Origin of the sequence: Micromonospora sp. NPDC049301 (assembly GCF_040678715.1) — a bacterium.
Lineage (GTDB): Bacteria > Actinomycetota > Actinomycetes > Mycobacteriales > Micromonosporaceae > Micromonospora.
Map to the genome: position 1 here is coordinate 426,593 of NZ_JBFAQO010000001.1, position 19,181 is coordinate 445,773.

General features: G+C 70.7%; 12 protein-coding genes. 9 read left to right on the plus strand and 3 right to left on the minus strand.

The window, feature by feature from the left end:
• Window positions 1-19 precede the first annotated feature (19 nt).
• Complete coding sequence (locus AB0K07_RS02055; protein ID WP_363750263.1) at window positions 20-1,162, minus strand: polyprenyl synthetase family protein; 1,143 nt, start codon at window positions 1,160-1,162, stop codon at window positions 20-22.
• 66 nt (window positions 1,163-1,228) lie between these two features.
• Here AB0K07_RS02055 and AB0K07_RS02060 point away from each other — a divergent pair, with 66 nt between their 5' ends.
• Window positions 1,229-2,146, plus strand: coding sequence for a phytoene/squalene synthase family protein (locus tag AB0K07_RS02060; protein ID WP_363750265.1), 918 nt, complete (start codon window positions 1,229-1,231; stop codon window positions 2,144-2,146).
• 45 nt (window positions 2,147-2,191) lie between these two features.
• Here the strand turns inward: AB0K07_RS02060 and AB0K07_RS02065 are convergent, their stop codons facing one another.
• Complete coding sequence (locus AB0K07_RS02065) at window positions 2,192-3,283, minus strand: serine hydrolase domain-containing protein (protein WP_363750267.1); 1,092 nt, start codon at window positions 3,281-3,283, stop codon at window positions 2,192-2,194.
• 91 nt (window positions 3,284-3,374) lie between these two features.
• Between AB0K07_RS02065 and AB0K07_RS02070 the strand changes: the two genes are divergently transcribed.
• From AB0K07_RS02070 to AB0K07_RS02105, 8 genes are all read left to right on the plus strand, one after another.
• Window positions 3,375-4,850 carry an FAD-dependent oxidoreductase gene (locus tag AB0K07_RS02070; protein ID WP_363750269.1) on the plus strand — a complete coding sequence of 492 codons (1,476 nt, stop codon included), beginning with the start codon at window positions 3,375-3,377 and terminating at the stop codon, window positions 4,848-4,850.
• 106 nt (window positions 4,851-4,956) lie between these two features.
• Window positions 4,957-5,958, plus strand: coding sequence for a LacI family DNA-binding transcriptional regulator (locus AB0K07_RS02075; protein ID WP_363750270.1), 1,002 nt, complete (start codon window positions 4,957-4,959; stop codon window positions 5,956-5,958).
• Between the two features lie 367 nt (window positions 5,959-6,325).
• Window positions 6,326-7,705: an extracellular solute-binding protein gene (locus AB0K07_RS02080; protein ID WP_363750272.1), complete on the plus strand. Its 1,380-nt coding sequence runs from the start codon at window positions 6,326-6,328 to the stop codon at window positions 7,703-7,705.
• An 87-nt stretch (window positions 7,706-7,792) separates the two neighbouring features.
• Window positions 7,793-8,749: a sugar ABC transporter permease gene (locus tag AB0K07_RS02085; protein ID WP_363750274.1), complete on the plus strand. Its 957-nt coding sequence runs from the start codon at window positions 7,793-7,795 to the stop codon at window positions 8,747-8,749.
• An 11-nt stretch (window positions 8,750-8,760) separates the two neighbouring features.
• Window positions 8,761-9,648, plus strand: coding sequence for a carbohydrate ABC transporter permease (locus AB0K07_RS02090; RefSeq protein WP_363750275.1), 888 nt, complete (start codon window positions 8,761-8,763; stop codon window positions 9,646-9,648).
• Window positions 9,649-9,749: 101 nt separating this feature from the next.
• Window positions 9,750-11,414 carry a glycoside hydrolase family 13 protein gene (locus tag AB0K07_RS02095; protein WP_363750276.1) on the plus strand — a complete coding sequence of 555 codons (1,665 nt, stop codon included), beginning with the start codon at window positions 9,750-9,752 and terminating at the stop codon, window positions 11,412-11,414.
• A gap of 157 nt (window positions 11,415-11,571) precedes the next feature.
• Window positions 11,572-14,421: a discoidin domain-containing protein gene (locus AB0K07_RS02100; RefSeq protein WP_363750278.1), complete on the plus strand. Its 2,850-nt coding sequence runs from the start codon at window positions 11,572-11,574 to the stop codon at window positions 14,419-14,421.
• 189 nt (window positions 14,422-14,610) lie between these two features.
• Window positions 14,611-18,312 carry a discoidin domain-containing protein gene (locus AB0K07_RS02105; RefSeq protein ID WP_363750280.1) on the plus strand — a complete coding sequence of 1,234 codons (3,702 nt, stop codon included), beginning with the start codon at window positions 14,611-14,613 and terminating at the stop codon, window positions 18,310-18,312.
• Here AB0K07_RS02105 and AB0K07_RS02110 read toward each other — a convergent pair.
• The gene (locus AB0K07_RS02110; RefSeq protein ID WP_363750282.1) at window positions 18,299-19,114 is read right to left on the minus strand and encodes a crotonase/enoyl-CoA hydratase family protein; all 816 of its coding nucleotides are present in this window, start codon (window positions 19,112-19,114) and stop codon (window positions 18,299-18,301) included. The two genes, AB0K07_RS02105 and AB0K07_RS02110, sit on opposite strands and share 14 nt — an antisense overlap.
• Window positions 19,115-19,181: the final 67 nt, after the last annotated feature.

Genomic DNA, 19,181 nt, shown 5'->3' on the forward strand with positions numbered 1-19,181 from the left:
TCCTCGGAGAAGTCGTTCATCAGGCCCGCCGGTTGGTGGCGGCGGCGGCCAGCCCGGTCAGCGCGGTCCGCGCCGTCCGGTCCACGGGCGCGGCGTCGAGCGCGGCCAGCGCGTCGCCCAGCCGCTCGGCGATCATCCGCTCCACCCGGGCCACCGCCCCGGTGTCGGCGACCAGCTCGGCGAGCCGGCCGGCAGGCAGCTCGCCGGCCCGGTCCAGCGCCTTGAGCTGGGCCGGCGTGGCCAGCTGCCGGGCCAGCATGAGCAGTGTGGTCGGTTTGCCGGTGCGCAGGTCGTCACCGGCCGGCTTGCCGGTGGCGGCCGGGTCGCCGTAGGTGCCGAGCAGGTCGTCGCGGAGCTGGAACGCCTCGCCGACGGCCAGGCCGTAGCGCGTGTACGCGGTGGCCAGCGGGGCGTCGGCGGGGACCCCGGCCAGGCAGGCGCCGAAGAGCAACGGTCGCTGGACGGTGTAGCTCGCCGTCTTGTAGCGGGCCACCCGCAGTGCCCGGTCGACCGACCAGTTGGCCGCGTCGTTCTCGCCGAGCACGTCCAGATACTGCCCGGCGATCGTCTCCACCCGCATCTGGTCGTAGCAGCGGCGGACCTCGAGCAGTCGGGCCGGCGCCACGGTGGCCTGTGCCAGCAGCCGGTCGGCCCAGACCATGCAGAGGTCGCCGATGAGCACGGCGACCGCCTCGCCGAACCGGCCGGGATCGCCCCGGTGGCCGGCGGCGACGTGCTGCGCGGCGAGGGCGACGTGCGCGGTGGGCCGGCCGCGGCGGGTGGCGGAGGAGTCCATCACGTCGTCGTGCACGAGCGCGAAGGTGTGCAGCAGTTCGAGGGCGGCCAACGCGGGCAGCACCGGTGGCAGCGGCTCGGTGCCGCCCACGGCCCCGCGCCAGCCCCAGTACGCGAACGTGGGCCGGATCCGCTTGCCACCGACCAGGACGGCCTCTCGCGCGGAGGCCGCGAAGCCGCCCATCGCCGGGTCGATCCCGGAGAGCGAGTCGACCTCGGTCGTGAGGAAGGTGGTCAGGGTGTCGTCCACCGCGGTCAACAGGTCACGGGTGTACGCGGCCAGTACGGCGCGGACGGGATCGTCCCCCTCGCCCGGACGTGCCGGTGCCACGCGGATCGCGCTGCCGACAACTGCGTCGTTGGCCATGCGGCCCAGCGTACCCTAGGGTTTACGAGTTGCGTCGATTGGTGCGTCGATAAACGAGGAGGGCCGGTGGACACCGATCTCACCGCTGCCTATGACCGGTGTCGTGAGGTGCACAGACGTCACGGTCGCACCTACTATCTCGCCACCAGGCTGCTCCCCGCCTGGAAACGGCGGCACGTGCACGCCCTCTACGGATTCACCCGCTACGCCGACGAGATCGTGGACCGCACCGAGGACCTGCCGCCGGCCGAGCGGGCCGCCCGGCTGGACGACTGGGCCAGCCGCTTCCTTGCCGGCCTGCACGGCGCGCCGGTCGACGACCCGCTGCTGCCGGCCGTGCTGCACACGATCGCCGTCTTCGACCTCGACCGGGACGACTTCGCGTCGTTCCTGAAGAGCATGGCGATGGACCTGACGGTCACCGCGTACCCGACCTACGACCACCTGCTCGACTACATGGAGGGCTCGGCGGCGGTCATCGGCACCATGATGCTGCCGATCCTGGGCAGCTCCGACCCGACCGCGGCCCGGGAGCCGGCCCGGCAGCTCGGCTTCGCCTTCCAGCTCACGAACTTCATCCGGGACGTCGCCGAGGACCTCGACCGGGGTCGCACCTACCTCCCGGACGAGGACCTGGCGAAGTTCGGCGTCACCCACGACGAGCTGGCCCAGGCCCGCGTCCGGGGGCGCGGCACACCCCGGATCCGCGAGCTGATCGAGTACGAGGTGACCCGGGCCCAGGCGCACTACGCCGCCGCCGCGCCCGGCATCACCATGCTCGCGCCGGCCTCGCAGGCCTGCATGCGCACCGCGTACGCGCTCTACGGCGGCATCCTCGACGAGGTGGCCGCGCAGGGCTACGACGTCTTCGCCCGGCGGGCCCTGGTGCCGCAGCGACGCCGGATGGCGGTGGCCGCCCGCGCCCTGCTCACCTCGGCCGGCACCCCGGTCACCGTCCCCGGGCCGACGGTCCAACCCCGGTGAGCGCGGGCACCGCGCGACCCCGGAGCTGGCCGGGGTGCCGGCTGGTCAGAGGCAGGAGTGCAGCGCCTCGACCAGCTCGTCCACCCGGTCGTGCTCGGCCAGCTGCCCGGTGGCGTACGCGAAGGTGTAGCCGCGCTCCGGGTCCGCCCACGCGCTGCTGCCGCCGATGCCGCCCATGCCCCAGCTGCCGTCCGGCTCCCACTGCATGCCCAGTGTCCACCGGGTCGGACGGTCCAGCACCAGATCCGGCCCGTCGTACTGGACCCGGGTCGCCTCCGCCACCAGCTCCGGGCTGAACAGCCGGACGCCGTCCAGGGCGCCGCCGGCGAGCAGACCGGCGTAGAGCCGGGCCAGGCCGGACGCGGTCGCGTGCAGGTTGACCGCGGGCACCTCGGCGCCCCGCCAGAGCGAGCTGTTGACCATCGCCAGGTCCCGCCCGCCGGGCGGGTTGTCCATCGAGCGGGCACGTAGTGAGCCGGGTTCGCCGAGCATCCGGGTCGGCCACTCCGGGTCGCCGTAGCGCAGGTCCGCGCAGCGCCGCTGGTCCGTCGCCGCCAGTCCGAAGCCGAGGTCGAGCCGCCACCGGCCGGCGATCTCCTCAGCCAAAAACCGGCCCACCGACCGGCCGTCCACCCGGCGGACCAGTTCGCCCACCAGGTGCCCGTACGTCCAGGCGTGCTCCCCGGCGACCGAGCCCGGCACCCACTCGGGGTCGGCGGCGGCCAGGTCGCCGGTGAGCAGCGCCCAGTCGGCGATCGCGGTGGCCGGTCGGGGCACCGGGAATGCCGGCAGCCCGGCGGTGTGCGACAACACCTGGCGCACCGTGGCCGGGGTGCGGAACTCCGGCCAGTACCGGGCGACCGGCGCGTCGAGGTCGACCCGCCCACGGTCGACCAGCATCAGCAGGCAGAGCGCGGCCACCGGCTTGCCGACCGAGTAGACGTTGACCAGGGTGTCGGGCCGCCACCCGTCGCCGCCGGCCGGGCCGGTCCCAGCGCCGGCGACGGTGCGGGAGCCGCCGACCAGGTCGATCATCGGATGGCCGTCGTACCAGACGGTGAGGCTGGCGCCGGTCTCCCGACCGGTGGCGAGCAGGTCGTGGAAGCAGTCCCGGACCGGGGCGAAGCGCGCGTGCATCCGGTCACCGTAGGCGGCCGGGCCGGGTGAGCGCGTCGACTTTTCCCGCACCTCCGTGTTCCGGGTGGGGCTGCTGGGGGATGCTGTCGGGGTGGCGGAGCCGGAGCTGGTGGATGTGGTCGTGGTCGGGCTCGGGGTCGGCGGCGAGGAGGTGGCCGGGCGTCTCGCCGAGGCCGGCCTGAGCGTCGTCGGCATCGAACGGGACCTGGTCGGCGGGGAATGCCCGTACTGGGGGTGCATCCCGAGCAAGATGATGATCAGAGCGGCCAACGCGCTCGCCGAGGCGCGCCGCGTCGACGGGCTGGCCGGGACGGCGACGGTCCAGCCGGACTGGGCGCCGGTGGCGAAGCGGATCCGCGAGGAGGCCACCGACACCTGGGACGACACGGTCGCGGTGCGGCGGTTCACGGATCGGGGCGGCCGGTTCGTCCGAGGGAGTGGCCGACTCGACGGCCCGGGTCGGGTCCGGGTCGGCGACCAGGTCTTCCAGGCCCGGCACGGGATCGTGCTGGGCACCGGCACCCGGCCATCGGTGCCGCCGATCGAGGGGCTGGCCGACACTCCGTACTGGACCAACCACCAGGCGATCGAGGTCGAGCAGCTACCGGAGTCGTTGCTGGTGCTCGGCGGTGGCGCGATCGGGTTGGAGCTGGCGCAGGTCTTCGCACGGTTCGGGGTGCGGGTCACGGTGATGGAGGCACTGGACCGGGTGCTGGCCATCGAGGAGCCGGAGGCGTCCGAGGTGGCCGCCGCGGCGCTACGCGCCGACGGCGTGGAGATCCACACCGGGGTACGCGCCGAGCGGGTCGAGCACGACGGGAGCCGGTTCACCCTGCACGGCGTCGGCGGGGCGCAGTTCACCGCCGATCAGTTGCTGGTCGTGACGGGCCGCCGGGCACATCTGGACGAGCTGGGACTCGACACGGTCGGCATGGACGCCGCCCAGCGGTACCTGCCGGTGGACGACCGGCTGCACGTCACCGACGGCATCTGGGCGGTCGGTGACGTGACCGGCGAGGGGGCCTTCACCCACATCGCCATGTACCAGGCGGCGATCGTGATCGCCGACATGCTGGCCCTGGCCCGGCAGGCGAACGCGGGGCCGGACGCCAGCGGCACCGCCAGCGTGGTCGGCGGTGCGATGGGCGCGGCCAGCTCGTTGGGTGCCAGCGGGTCGAGCGGATCGGCGGGCAGCGTGCCGCGCGCCGACTACCGGGCGCTGCCCCGGGTGACCTTCACCGACCCGGAGGTCGGCGCGGTCGGGCTGACCGAGCACCAGGCCCGGGAGCGCGGCATCAACGTGCAGGTCGGCTTCACCAAGCTGGGCAGCTCGACCCGGGGCTGGATCCACCGGGTCGGCGACGACGGTTTCATCAAGCTGATCGCGGACGCCGACCAGGGGGTGCTGATCGGGGCGACCTCGGTCGGCCCGGCGGGTGGCGAGGTGCTCTCCGCGCTGGTGGTGGCGGTGCACGCGGCCGTGCCGCTGAGTCAGCTCCGGCACATGATCTACGCCTATCCGACCTTCCACCGGGCCATCGAGGACGCGTTGCGCAACCTGTCCTGACGGTCCCCGACCACCGACGTCGGGGAGCAGAGCACGGCAGGGAGGAAGCAAACGCCGGGCATCTGGCTGTTCATTTCTTTCATTTCAGTGACGTACGATTGCGGCCGTGACCAAGCGGTTGACTGAAGTTGCCAAGAAGGCGGGCGTCAGCGAGGCCACCGTCAGCCGGGTGCTCAACGGCCGGGACGGGGTCTCCGAGGCGACCCGGACGGCCGTGCTGACCGCGTTGGACGTGCTCGGCTACGAGCGACCGACCAAGCTGCGCGGCGAGCGGGCCCGGCTGGTCGGGCTGGTGCTGCCCGAGCTGCAGAACCCGATCTTCCCGGCGCTCGCCGAGGTGGTCACCGGGTCGCTCGCCCAGCGTGGCTACACGCCAGCGCTCTGCGCCCGCACGATCGGCGGCGTCTCCGAGATGGACTACGTGGAGATGCTCCTCGATCATCAGGTCTCCGGGGTGATCTTCGCCGGTGGCTCGTACGCGCTCGCCGACGCCCGGCACGACCACTATCGCCGGCTGACCGACCGGGGCCTTCCCGTGGTGCTGGTCAACGCGGGTGTGGACGAGTTGGGCTTCCCCCGGGTCTCCACCGACGACGCGGTCGCGGTGGAGCAGGCGTACGGGCACCTGCGTTCGCTGGGGCACGACCGGATCGGGATGGTGCTCGGCCCGGAGGGGCACGTGCCGTCCCGGCGCAAGCTGGACGCGATGATCCGGGCCGCGGGCTGGGCCGACGACACGGACTGTGTCGAGCGCTCCAGCTTCTCCATGGAGGGGGCGCGGGTCGCCGCCACGAAGCTGGTCGAGCGTGGCGTCACCGGGATCATCTGCGCCAGCGACGTGCTGGCCCTGGGCACCATCCGGGCCGCCCGCCGGCTGGGTCGTGTGGTGCCGACGGACGTGTCGGTGGTGGGCTTCGACGACTCCGCGTTCATGACCTGCACCGACCCGCCGTTGACCACGGTGCGCCAGCCGATCGAGACGATGGGGCAGGCCGCGGTGGACCTGCTGGTCACCCAGATCGAGGGTGCCGGCGTGCTGCACGACGAGTTGCTGTTCGAGCCCGAGCTGGTGGTTCGCGGTTCGACCGCCCCGGCCCCGGGCCGCTGACCGACCCTCCGGCGACGGAGAACCTGCGCCCCGCCGCTCCAATCCCCTGAAACGACGCTCGGCCGTCGACCGCGATCAGCGGTCGACGGCCGTTCTCGTCGTTGCCGGAATCGAGCAGCGCCGGCCGGGGCCGCCGATGGGTCACAAGGGACGAAAGCCAACATCCCGCCCCCATTTCAAGATCCTGTCGTGGTTTGCCGTTAGAAAGTCGTGTCCTTTCACAACAGGATCGATACCTTGCCGAAATGAGTCGACCTCGTTACAGTGACTCCACTCACATCTGGCTCCGGCGCAGTTACTGCCGGTCAGGTCGCATCACCGCAGCTAGCGAACGTCATGCAGACACCGTTCCCGAAGGGATGGACAGATGTCCGTACCGCAATACCGAAAGGCTGCGGCGTTAGCGCTCGTGGCCGGCCTGGGGTTCAGCCTCACGGCATGCTCCACGAAGAGCGATGACAAGGACACGAACGCAGGCGGCAAGGTCACGATCACGGTCGACTGCCAGCCGGTCGGCGCCCAGAAAGAGCTGTTGAAGAACTGGAACGACGATGTCGCCGAGTTCCAGCGGCAGAACCCGGACATCGTCATCAAGAGCGTGAGCGTCGGCGAGCAGTGCAACAACCCGCCGGACTTCACCGCCCGCCTCGCCGGCGGCACCGTGACCGACGTGTTCTACGGGTACATGACCGATCTCCAGCAGGTGCTCGACTCCGGCCAGGCGATGGACATCTCCCAGCACGTCAACAAGGGCACGATCCCGACCTGGGACAGCGTCGACCCGGCGCTCAAGGAGGTCTTCACCGACGGCGGCAAGCTCTACGCCGTCCCGGTGAAGAACTACTCGATGGGCCTGGTCTACAACAAGGTCCTGTTCCAGCAGGCCGGGCTCGACGTGAACAACCCGCCCAAGACCTGGGGCGAGGTCCGGGCCGCCGCCAAGAAGATCTCCGCGCTCGGCAACGGCATCGCCGGCTACTCGGAGTACAGCGCCGGCAACACCGGCGGCTGGCACTTCACCTCCCTGCTCTACTCGCAGGGCGGCCAGGTGCTGAGCGCCGACGGCAAGAAGGCCGACTTCAACAACCCGATGGGCAAGCAGGTCCTGCAGAACCTCAAGGACATGCGGTACGGCGACAACAGCATGGGGGCCCGGCAGCTGCTCCAGTGGGGTGACCTGCTGACCAACGCGGGTGCGGGCAAGGTCGGCATGTTCATCGGCGCCCCGGACGCCACGCAGGCGATCGTCAGCCAGTTCCAGGGCAAGTTCCAGGACTGGGCGATGGCCCCGCTGCCCGGCCAGGACGGCCTGGCGAAGGGCACGCTCGGTGGTGGCGAGGGTTACTTCTTCAAGAAGGACCTCACCCCCGAGCAGGTCAAGGCCGGTCTCAAGTGGATCGCGTACCAGAAGCTGACGCCGGGCAAGGGCCAGTTCGACTACGTCCGGGCCAAGCCGCAGAACTACCCGGTGGGTCTGCCCCAGCCGCTGCTCTTCGCCAACGGCAGCGAGGCGCAGAAGCAGGAACTCGAACTGCGTAAGGCCAACGCGAACGTCGACACCGCGAACTTCGCGATCTTCGAGGCGACCCCGGTGCCGATCAAGGGTGAGCCGCGCAACGCGCAGGCGGTCTACGCGGTGCTCGACGCCGCGATGTCCGGTGTGCTGACGAACCCGAACTCGAACATCGACGCACTGCTCAAGACCGCTGAGGAGAAGGTCAACCAGCTCCTCGCCGCCGAGAGCTGACAGATCGTGTGGGGGCCGGGACGCCGACCCGGCCCCCACGCTATTCGCACCGCATCGTCGACGTCACCGACTCACCCAGGAGTTGCCTTGGCGCTCACCACCGTCCCGGAGACCCCCAGGAAACCGGGCCGCCCGCCGTCGCCGTACTCGGCGAGGCCGCAGCGCACGAGCCTCGGCCGCAAGGTACGGGACAACCTCACCGGTCACGCGTTCCTGATCGGGGCGGTGCTCTGCTTCGTCGTCTTCTCCTGGTACCCGATGATCCGCGGGATCGTCATGAGCTTCCAGCGCACCCGGCGCGGCGAGACCACCTGGGTGGGTTGGGACAACTACTCCCGCATCATCGCCGACCCGAGCTTCTGGACGGCCTGGCAGAACACGTTCTACTTCACGGTGCTCGCGCTCGCCCTCGGGTACGTGGTGCCGTTCTTCGTGGCGATCCTGCTCAACGAATTCCGCCACGGCAAGGGTTACCTGCGGATCCTGGTGTACCTGCCGGTGATGCTGCCGCCGGCCTCCGCGCTGTTCCTGTTCAAGTTCTACGCGTACGACCCCAGCGAGGCGGGGCTCTTCAACGCGATCCTCAAGGCCCTGCACCTGCCCACCTCGCAGTGGATGCAGTCGCCGGAGATGACGATGCCGGCGATGGTGGTCGCGTCGACCTGGATGAACATGGGCGGCGCGGTGCTCATCTACCTGGCGTCGTTGCAGAACATCCCCGGCGAGCTGTACGAGGCGGCCGAGCTCGACGGCGCCGGGATCTGGCGGCGGATCCTGCACGTGACGATCCCGCAGACCCGGCTGATCCTCGCGCTCCTGGCGATGTTGCAGATCGTCGCCACGATGCAGCTCTTCATCGAGCCACTGATCCTCGCCAACGGTGCGGGCGCGGAGGACTCCGCGACCTCGGTGGCGTACCTCATCTACCAGCACGGGTTCTTCCAGAACGACCTCAACGGCGCCGCCGCACTGGGCGTGATCATGCTCGTGGTGCTGGCCGGCTTCTCCGCCGTGTACGTGCGGCTGACTGCGAAACAGGACTAGGACGGCGAGGAATGGCACAGGACTCCGGAACCCGGACCCTCATCTCCCAGACCCAGATCAGCCGGGGGCGCGGTCGGGTCATCTACTGGACGCTGCTGGTCATCGTCGTGGCGGGGTTCACGCTCGTCTTTCTCGGACCGCTCTACTGGATGGTCACCGGCGCGCTCAAGTCCGGCCAGGAGATCGCGCAGACCCCACCCACGCTGTTCCCGAAGGATCCGCAGCCGCAGAACTACGTCGACGCGTGGAACAACCTGGCCCTCGCCAAGCTGCTGTTCAACACGTTCTACTACGCCATCGGCGCGGTGCTGTTCCAACTGGTCTTCGACAGTGCGGCGGCGTACTCGTTGTCCAAGCTTCGACCGATCTTCGGCAACGCGATCCTCGGCCTGATGCTGGCGACGCTGATGATCCCGGCGATGGTCCTCATCGTGCCGCAGTACGTGACCGTGCTCGACCTGCCGATCCTGCACATCAACCTGCTCGACTCGCCGTTCGCGATCTGGTTGCCCCTGGTCGCGAACGCGTTCAACATCTTCCTGCTGAAGCGGTTCTTCGACTCGATCCCGGAGGAGTTGATGGCGGCCGCCCTCATGGACGGGGCGACGTCGCTGCGTACGCTCTGGTCGATCATCCTGCCGCTGTCGCGCCCCATCCTCGGCGTAGTCGCGATCTTCGCCGTGACGGCGGTCTGGAAGGACTTCCTCTGGCCGAAGCTGGTCATGCCCTCGCCCGAGACCCGGACGGTAAGCGTCGGCATCTACACCTTCGCCGGTGGCACGCCGATGAACGTGGTGATCGCCGCGTCGGTCATCGCCGCGATCCCGACCGTCATCATCTTCCTGATCTTCCAACGGAACATCATGTCCGGTCTGACCACGGGCAGCATCAAGGGCTGACCACCACCGCATCCGTCCGCGCGGCGAACAACGACAGTTCGCCCGACACATGACCAGGTCCGGCGAACCCGCCGACGTACTGACGCAGAAAGCAGGTGCTCGTGTCCACAGCTGACAGAAGTCCGTGGTGGCGGGGAGCGGTGATCTACCAGGTGTATCCCCGGAGCTTCGCCGACGGCAACGGCGACGGCATCGGCGACATCGCGGGCATCCGGTCCCGGCTGAATCACCTGTCCGCGCTCGGCGTCGACGCGATCTGGTTCAGCCCCTGGTATCCCTCCCCGATGGCCGACGCCGGCTACGACGTGTCGGACTACCGCGACATTGACCCGGTCTTCGGCACGCTCGCCGAGGCGGAGGCGCTGATCTCGGAGGCACACACGCTCGGCATCCGGACCATCGTCGACGTGGTGCCCAACCACTGCTCCGACGCGCACCCGTGGTTCCAGGCCGCGCTCGCCGGCGGGCCCGGCGCGCCCGAACGGGACCTGTTCTGGTTCCGTCCCGGCCGCGGCCCGAACGGCGACGAGCGACCCACCGACTGGGTCGGCGAGTTCGGGGGGCCGACCTGGACCCGGACCACCAACCCGGACGGCACCCCGGGCGACTGGTACCTGCACCTGTTCGCCCCCGAACAGCCGGACTTCAACTGGGACCACCCCCGGGTGCGGGAGGAGTTCGAGGACATCCTGCGGTTCTGGTTCGACCGGGGGGTGGACGGCATCCGGATCGACTCGGCCGGGCTGCTGGTCAAGGACGGGACGCTGCCCGAGGTCGACCCGGACCAGCCACACCCGTTCCACGACCTCGACGGCGTGCACGACATCTACCGGGGCTGGCGGCGGGTGGCCGACGCGTACCCCGATCGGGCGCTGATCGGTGAGGTGTGGCTGCCGGATCGGCAGCGGTTCGCCAACTACCTGCGCCCGGACGAGCTGCACGCCGCGTTCAACTTCGACTTCCTCGGCTGCGCCTGGGACGCCTCGGCGCTGCGGGAGAGCATCGACGGGACGCTGAGCGCGCACGCGCCGGTCAACGCGCCGGCCACCTGGGTGCTCTCGAACCACGACGTCACCCGGCACGTCACCCGCTACGGCCGGGCGGACACCACGTTCAGCTTCGCCGCGAAGCGCGAGGGGATCCCCACCGACCTGGAACTGGGCACCCGCCGGGCCCGTGCCGCCGCGCTGCTGTCGCTGTCGCTGCCCGGCGCCGCCTACGTCTACCAGGGCGAGGAGCTGGGCCTCTACGAGGTCGAGGACATCCCGTACGCGCTGCGTCAGGACCCGATGTGGGAACGCTCCGGCCGGATCGACCCCGGCCGGGACGGCTGCCGGGTCCCGCTGCCGTGGGCCGGGGACGAGCCGCCGTTCGAGTTCAGCCCCGAGGGTGCGGCAGCGCCCTGGCTGCCGCAGCCGGCCGACTGGAAGGACCGGACGGTCCGGGCGCAGACCGGCGACCCGGCCTCGATGCTGGAGCTGTACCGGGCGGCGATCCAGATCCGGCGGGCCGAGCCGGCGCTCGGCGACGGGGAGATGAGCTGGCTGCCCGCCCCGGCCGGCGTGCTCGCCTTCAACCGTGGCGGCGGTTTCCGCTGCCTGGTCAACCTCACCGACGCACCGGTGCCGCTGCCCGCCGACGGGGACCTGCTGCTGGCCAGCGGGCCACTCGACGACGGTCTGCTGCCGTCGGACACCGCCGTCTGGCTGCGTACCGCCGAACCGGCGGACGCGCCGCGCGCGGCGGACGGACCCGGCCTGACCTGACCGCTCTGGTGCCGGCGGCCCGTCCCGGCCGCCGGCACCACACCACCCGGCCCGGCTCCGCAGGGACCGTCGGGAGGAAGGAGGAACAAGGGGAGAGCGCCACGCCGCACGGACACGGGGGGATCTGGCCTGCCTGACGAAAGGGAGAGCGCAGCTCATGGCCAACCACACCACCGGCACCCCGCACCACCTCCGACACCCGACCCGGGCAGGGTTGGCCGCCATCGCCGCCGCCCTGCTCGCCGCGACATCGGTGACCGCCCTCGCGGTCACCGGCACCGCGACCCCGGCCTCGGCGGCCGGCCTGTCCCCCTTCGACATCCCCGGCCGGGGCGCCACCGTCCCGTTCGTGGAGCAGGAGGCGGAGAAGGCCGCCCACAACGGCACGAAGATCGGCCCGGACCGGCGTTACGGCACGCTGCCGTCCGAGGCGTCCGGCCGGGAGGCGGTCACCCTCGACTCCGCCGGCGAGTACGTCGAGTTCACCCTCACCGCCCCGGCCAACGCGGTCACCTTCCGGATCAGCCTGCCGGACAGCCCGGCCGGCACCGGCCGGGACGCCGCCATCGACCTGCGGGCCAACGGGAGCCTGCTGAAGTCGGTCCCGGTGACCTCCCGGTACGGCTGGTACTACGGCGGCTACCCGTTCAACAACAACCCGGGCGACACCAACCCGCACCACTTCTACGACGAGACCCGGGCGATGTTCGGCAGCACCTACCCCACCGGCACGAAGATCCGGTTGCAGGTCTCCTCGACCGCCCAGTCGCCAACCTTCACCATCGACCTGGCCGACTTCGAGCTGGTCGGCCCGGCGATCACGAAGCCCACCGGTGCGCTCGACGTGGTGACCGACTTCGGCGCCGACCCGAGCGGCGCGACCGACTCGACCGCGAAGTTCCAGGCGGCGGTCGACGCCGGTAAGGCCCAGGGCCGGGTGGTCTGGATCCCGACCGGCACGTTCACCCTCTGGGACCACGTGGTGGTCGACGGGGTGACCCTGCGCGGCGCCGGCCCGTGGTATTCGGTGCTCGGCGGCCGGCACCCCACCGACCGCAAGCGGGCCGCCGGCATCTACGGCAAGTACGTACCCGGTGGCGGCTACACCGGCGGGGTCCGCCCGCACGAGGCGAACGGCCCGAGCCGCAACGTCACGCTGCGGGACTTCGCCATCATCGGTGACATCCGGGAACGGGTGGACGAGGACCAGGTCAACGCGCTCGGCGGGGCGATGACCAACTCGGTGGTGGACAACCTCTGGCTGGAGAACACCAAGGTCGGGGCCTGGATGGACGGCCCGATGGACAACTTCGTCATCCGCAACAGCCGGATCCTCGACCAGACCGCCGACGGGGTGAACTTCCACACCGGCGTGACCAACTCGACGGTGACCAACACGTTCGTCCGGAACACCGGCGACGACGCGCTCGCGATGTGGGCGCAGAACGTGCCGAACGTCAACAACTCCTTCACGCACAACACCATCGGCGTGACGCTGCTGGCGAACCACCTGGTCAGCTACGGCGGCCGGGACATCAAGATCACCGACAACGTGACGGCCGACTCGCTGACCAACGGTGGCGGCATCCACGTGGCCAACCGGTACCCCGGCGTGCAGGGCGCCACCGGCGTCCAGGGCACCTGGACGATCGCCCGGAACACGCTGATCCGCAACGGCAACTCGGACTACAACTGGAACTTCGGCGTCGGGGCGATCTGGTTCTCCGCCCTCAACGAGGCGTTCCAGAACCCCACCATCAACATCACCGACACCGACATCCTGGACAGCTCGTACGCGGCGCTGCACTGGATCGAGGGCCAGACCAACGGGATCAACCTCAACAACGTACGGATCGACGGCGCCGGCACGTACGCCCTCCAGGTGCAGGCGCCCAGCCAGGTGTCCTTCACCAACGTGCGGGCCACCAACATCGCGCAGAGCAACCCGATCCACAACTGCGTGGGTGGCGGCTTCCAAATCACCCAGGGCGCCGGCAACTCCGGCTGGTACACGCCCACCCCGTACTGCGGGCCATGGCCGGAACCGCAGTGGGGCGGTGGACCCAGCACCCCGCCGACCACCCCGCCGCCCACCACCCCGCCACCGACCACGCCCCCGCCCGCCGGCGGAAACCTGGCACTGAACCGGCCGGCGACCGCGACCAGCACCAACCAGAGCTACACCGCGGCCAACGCGGTGGACGGCAACGCGGCCACCTACTGGGAGAGCGCCAACAACGCCTTCCCACAGACGCTCACCGTCGACCTGGGCGCGGCCCGGTCGGTCGACCGCGTGGTGCTCAAACTGCCCGCCGGCTGGGAGCGCCGTACCCAGACCCTGTCGGTGCTCGGCTCCACCGACGGGTCGTCGTACGCCACCCTGGCGGCCTCCGCCGGCCGGGTCTTCGACCCCGGCACCGGCAACAGCGTGTCGATCGGCCTGCCCGCCGGCGACCGCCGCTACATCCGGGTCACCGTCACCGGCAACACGGGCTGGCCGGCCGCCCAGCTCTCCGAGGTCGAGGTGTACGGCGGCACACCGACGACGCCGCCGCCCACCACTCCACCCCCGACCACGCCGCCACCCACCGGGAACCTGGCGGCCGGGCGGCCGATCACCGAGACCAGCCACTCCGACGTGTACGCCGCGCCCAACGCGGTGGACGGCAACCCGAACACCTACTGGGAGAGCGCCAACAACGCGTTTCCCCAGTCGGTGACGGTGGACCTCGGCACCGCCCGGTCGGTGTCCCGGGTCATGCTGAAGCTGCCGCCGTCGTCGGCCTGGCAGACCCGCACCCAGACGCTCACCGTGCTCGGCTCCACCGACGGCTCCACCTGGACCACGGTGAAGCCGTCCGCCGGCTACACCTTCAATCCGGCCAGCGGCAACACCGTCACCGTGACCTTCGCGGCGACCAGCCAGCGGCACCTGCGGCTGACCGTCACCGGCAACAGCGGCTGGCCCGCCGGTCAGCTCAGCGAGTTCGAGGTCTACTCCAGCTAGGCCGGCGGCCCCCGCCCAGCCGGGGCGGGGGCCACCCGGCCGGGTGGCCCGGCGCAGCGCAGCTCCGGGCCGGCCTGATTCCCGTCCCACCGCACCGTCCCCCACCTGTCGCGGCACGACGGGCGTACCCCTGCACCCGTCGCCGGGCAACGCACCCACACCCACCCCCGAAAGAGGTGTAGCGACCCCATGTCCAGGACCGGCACCAGACGAGGCACGCCGCCAACCGGCGCGCCCACCACCGTCCCCCGCACCGCCCGTACGGGCCGTCGTCGGATGCTCGCCGGCGCGCTCGCCGGGATGCTCCTCGCCACCGCCCCGGTCGTCACCCCGCTGGCGAGTGCGGCACCGGCGGCCGATCCGTCCGCAGCCGCCGCCCGCGTGGCCATGCTCGCCGGGCTCTCCGCGACCATGACCGCCAGCAGCTACAACCAGAACTACGTGGCCGGCAACGCCAACGACGGCAACGCGGACACCTACTGGGAGAGCGCCAACAACGCGTTCCCGCAGTGGATCCAGGCCGACCTCGGTGCCACGGTCAGCGTGGACCGGGTGGTGTTCAAGCTGCCGCCGTCGTCGGCGTGGCAGACCCGCACCCAGACCCTCTCGGTGCTCGGCAGCACCAACGGCTCGTCGTTCACCACCCTGAAGGCGTCCGCCGGCTACACCTTCAACCCCGCCACCGGCAACACCACGACCGTCAGCTTCACCGCGGCCAGCACCCGCTACGTCCGGGTGCAGGTCACCGGCAACACCGGCTGGCCGGCGGCGCAGTTCTCCGAGGTCGAGGTGTACGGCGCCGTCGGCAGCCCCGACACCCAGGCTCCCAGCGTCCCCGGCAACCTGTCGTACACCCAGCCCGCCAGCGGGCAGATCCGGCTCGCCTGGTCCGCGTCCACGGACAACGTCGGGGTGACCGGCTACGACGTCTACGCCAACGGCGCCCTGCGCGGCAGCGTCAACGGCTCGACCCTGACGTACACCGACAGCCAGCCCGACAGCGCCACGGTCTCGTACTACGTCCGGGCCAGGGACGCGGCCGGCAACCAGTCGGCGAACAGCAACACCGTGACCCGGACCGGCACCGGCAACCCGCCGGTCGGCAGCAACCTGGCGGTCGGCAAGCCGATCACCGCCTCCGGGTTCGTGCACACGTTCGTGGCCACCAACGCCAACGACAACAACGTGGCGACCTACTGGGAGGGCAACGGCAACCCGAGCACCCTGACCGTGCAGCTCGGCGCGAACGCCAGCCTCAGCCAGATCGTGCTGAAGCTGAACCCGGACTCCGCCTGGGGTACGCGTACCCAGAACATCACAGTGCTCGGCCGCGACCAGAACTCCTCGACGTTCACCACCCTGGTCGGTGCGGCGAACTACACCTTCAACCCGGGCAGCGGCAACACCGTGACCATCCCGGTCTCCGGTGCGGCGGCCGACGTACGGCTCTCGATCGCCTCGAACACCGGTGCCCCCGCCGGTCAGGTGGCCGAGTTCCAGGTCATCGGCACCCCGGCGCCGAACCCGGACCTGACCGTGACCGGCATGTCGTTCAGCCCGTCCGCTCCGGTGGAGACCAGCGCCATCACGCTCTCCGCGACCGTGCGGAACGCGGGCTCGGCGGCCTCCGGTGCGACCAACGTCAACTTCTACCTGGGCTCGACCCGGGTCGGCACCGCGTCGGTAGGCGGCCTCGCGGCCGGCGCCTCCACCACGGTCAGCGCCAGCATCGGCACCCGTGACTCGGGCAGCTACCCGCTCAGCGCCAAGGTCGACGAGTCGAACACCGTCGTCGAACAGGACGACACCAACAACAGCTACACCAACCCCAGCCCGCTGGTGGTCGGCGCGGTCGCCAGCTCCGACCTGGTCGCCTCCGCGGTCGACTGGTCACCGGGCAACCCGCCGCCGGGCAGCACGGTCACCTTCTCCGTGTCGATCCGCAACGCCGGCAACCAGGCGTCCGCGTCCGGCGCGCACGGCATCACCCTGACCGTGCTCAACGAATCCGGCACGGTGGTTCGCACCCTGACCGGCTCGTACTCCGGCGTGATCAACGCCGGTGCGACCGTCGGCCCGATCAACCTGGGCACCTGGACCGCCGCGAACGGCAAGTACACCGTCCGGGTGGTGCTCGCCGTCGACGGCAACGAGCTGCCGGTCAAGCAGACCAACAACACCACTGACCGCCCGCTCTTCGTGGGCCGTGGCGCCAACCTCGGCTACGACATGTACGAGGCCGAGGACGGCACGACCGGCGGCGGCGCCGGGCAGGTCGGGCCCAACCGGGACATCGGCAACCTCGGCGGCGAGGCGTCCGGCCGTCGGGCGGTGACCCTCAACAGCACCGGCTCGTACGTCGAGTGGACCACCCGGGCGGCGACCAACACGCTGGTCACGCGCTTCTCCATCCCGGACGCCCCCGGCGGCGGAGGCATCAACTCGACGCTGAACATCTACGTCAACGGCACCCTGCACAAGCCGATCAACCTGACCTCCAAGCACATCTGGCTCTACGGTGCGGAGGCCAGCCCGAGTGACTCGCCCAGCGCGGGCCCGCCCCGGCACCTGTACGACGAGGCGAACGTCATGCTGAACTCGACCATCCCGGCCGGCAGCACGATCCGCCTGCAGAAGGACCCGGCCAACACCACCACGTACGCGATCGACTTCATCAACCTGGAGCTGGTCGCGCCGCGGCCCAACCCGGACCCGGCCCGGTACCGGGTGCCGGCCGGCTTCAGCCACCAGGACGTGCAGAACGCGCTGGACGCGGTCCGGATGGACACCACCGGCAACCTGATCGGTGTCTACCTGCCGGCCGGCACGTACGAGACCGCGCAGAAGCTCCAGGTGTACGGCAAGGCGGTGTCGGTGGTCGGCGCGGGCATGTGGTACACCCGCTTCCAGACGCCACCGTCGCAGCAGAACACCGACGCGGGCTTCCGGGTGGAGTCCTCGGCCAGCGGCTCGTCCTTCTCGCACATCGCCTTCTTCGGCAACTACACCGTCCGGCAGGACGGGCCGGGCAAGGTCTGGGGTGAGCTGAAGGACGTCGACAACATGACGCTGGACAGCGTCTGGGTCGAGCACACCGTCTGCGCGTACTGGGGTGTGAGCGTCAGCGGGCTGACCATCCGCAACAGCCGCTTCCGCAACACCTTCGCCGATGGCGTGAACATGACCAACGGCAGCACCAACAACCTGGTCACCAACACCGAGGGGCGGTCCAACGGCGACGACGCGTTCGCCCTCTTCTCGGCCACCGACCAGGGTGCGTCGACAGGCAACAACGGCAACGTGTTCGAGAACCTCTCGGCCACGCTGACCTGGCGGGCGGCCGGGCTGGCGGTCTACGGCGGGTACAACAACATCTTCCGCAACCTGTACATCGCAGACATGCTGACGTACTCGGGCATCACCATCAGCTCGCTGGACTTCGGCTACCCGTTCATCGGGTTCGGGGCGAGCCCGCCGACCCAGTTCCAGAACATCTCACTGATCCGGGCCGGCGGGCACTTCTGGGGCTCGCAGACGTTCCCCGCGATCTGGGTCTTCTCCGCGTCCAAGGAGTTCCGCGGGATCCGGGTGTCCGACGTCGACATCGTCGATCCGACGTACACCGGGATCATGTTCCAGACCAAGTACACCGGGTCGCAGCCGGAGAACCCGATCACCGACACGGTCTTCACCAATGTCTCGATCAGCGGTGTCCGCAAGAGCGGTGATGCGTTCGACGCCAAGTCGGGCTACGCGATCTGGGCCAACGAGATGCCGGAACCCGGTCAGGGCCCGGCGGTCGGCTCGGTCACCTTCAACAACCTGCGACTGACCAACAACTACCAGGACATCCGCAACACGACGTCGACCTTCACCATCAACCGCAACTGATCTGACCGGTAGCCGATGCCGCCGGGAGGCTCACCCCTCCCGGCGGCATCGCGCCGTGCCGGCCCTCGCCGGCGGCGAACCGGGCCGCGCCGGCGGCCGCGTCGGTGGCCAGCGAGTCCATCCCGTACGCGAGTTCCGTCGCCAGCGCCTCCGTCTCGGGTCGACCGGCTCCGGCCAGCACGGCCGCCCGGTCGTTGCGCAGGCAGGTCTGCGGGTGCCGGGCGATCGCCGCCGCCAGCTCCTCGGCCGCGGCCCGTGCCTGGCCGGGCGGCACCAGCCGGTTGACCAACCCCATCGCGTACGCCTCGTCGGCGGGCACCGGCCGGCCGGTGAGGATCAGGTCCATCGCCCGACTCTCACCGATCAGCCGGGGCAGCCGAACCGTGCCGCCGTCGATCAGGGGCACCCCCCAGCGGCGGCAGAACACCCCGAGCGTCGCGTCGGACTCGGCGACCCGCAGGTCGCACCAGAGCGCCAACTCGAGCCCGCCGGCCACCGCGTACCCGGAGATCGCCGCGATCACCGGCTTGCTCAGCGCCATCCGGGTCGGACCCATCGGGCCGTCCCCCTCCGGCTCGACCCGGTTGCCGCTCGGCGTGCCGATCGCCTTGAGGTCGGCGCCGGCGCAGAACGTGCCGCCGGCTCCCCAGAGCACGGCCACCGCCGCGTCCGGGTCGGCGTCGAAGGCCCGGAAGGCGTCGGCCAACGCCCGCGCGGTCGGCCCGTCGACGGCGTTCCGGGCCGTCGGCCGGTCCAGCACCACTGTCGTCACCGGCCCGGCGCGCTCCACCCGTACACCCATCGGCCCAGCATGCCCGCCGCGTCCGGCCGCCACAATCCTCGTCGATCTTGCACTTCTGGTCGCCGTT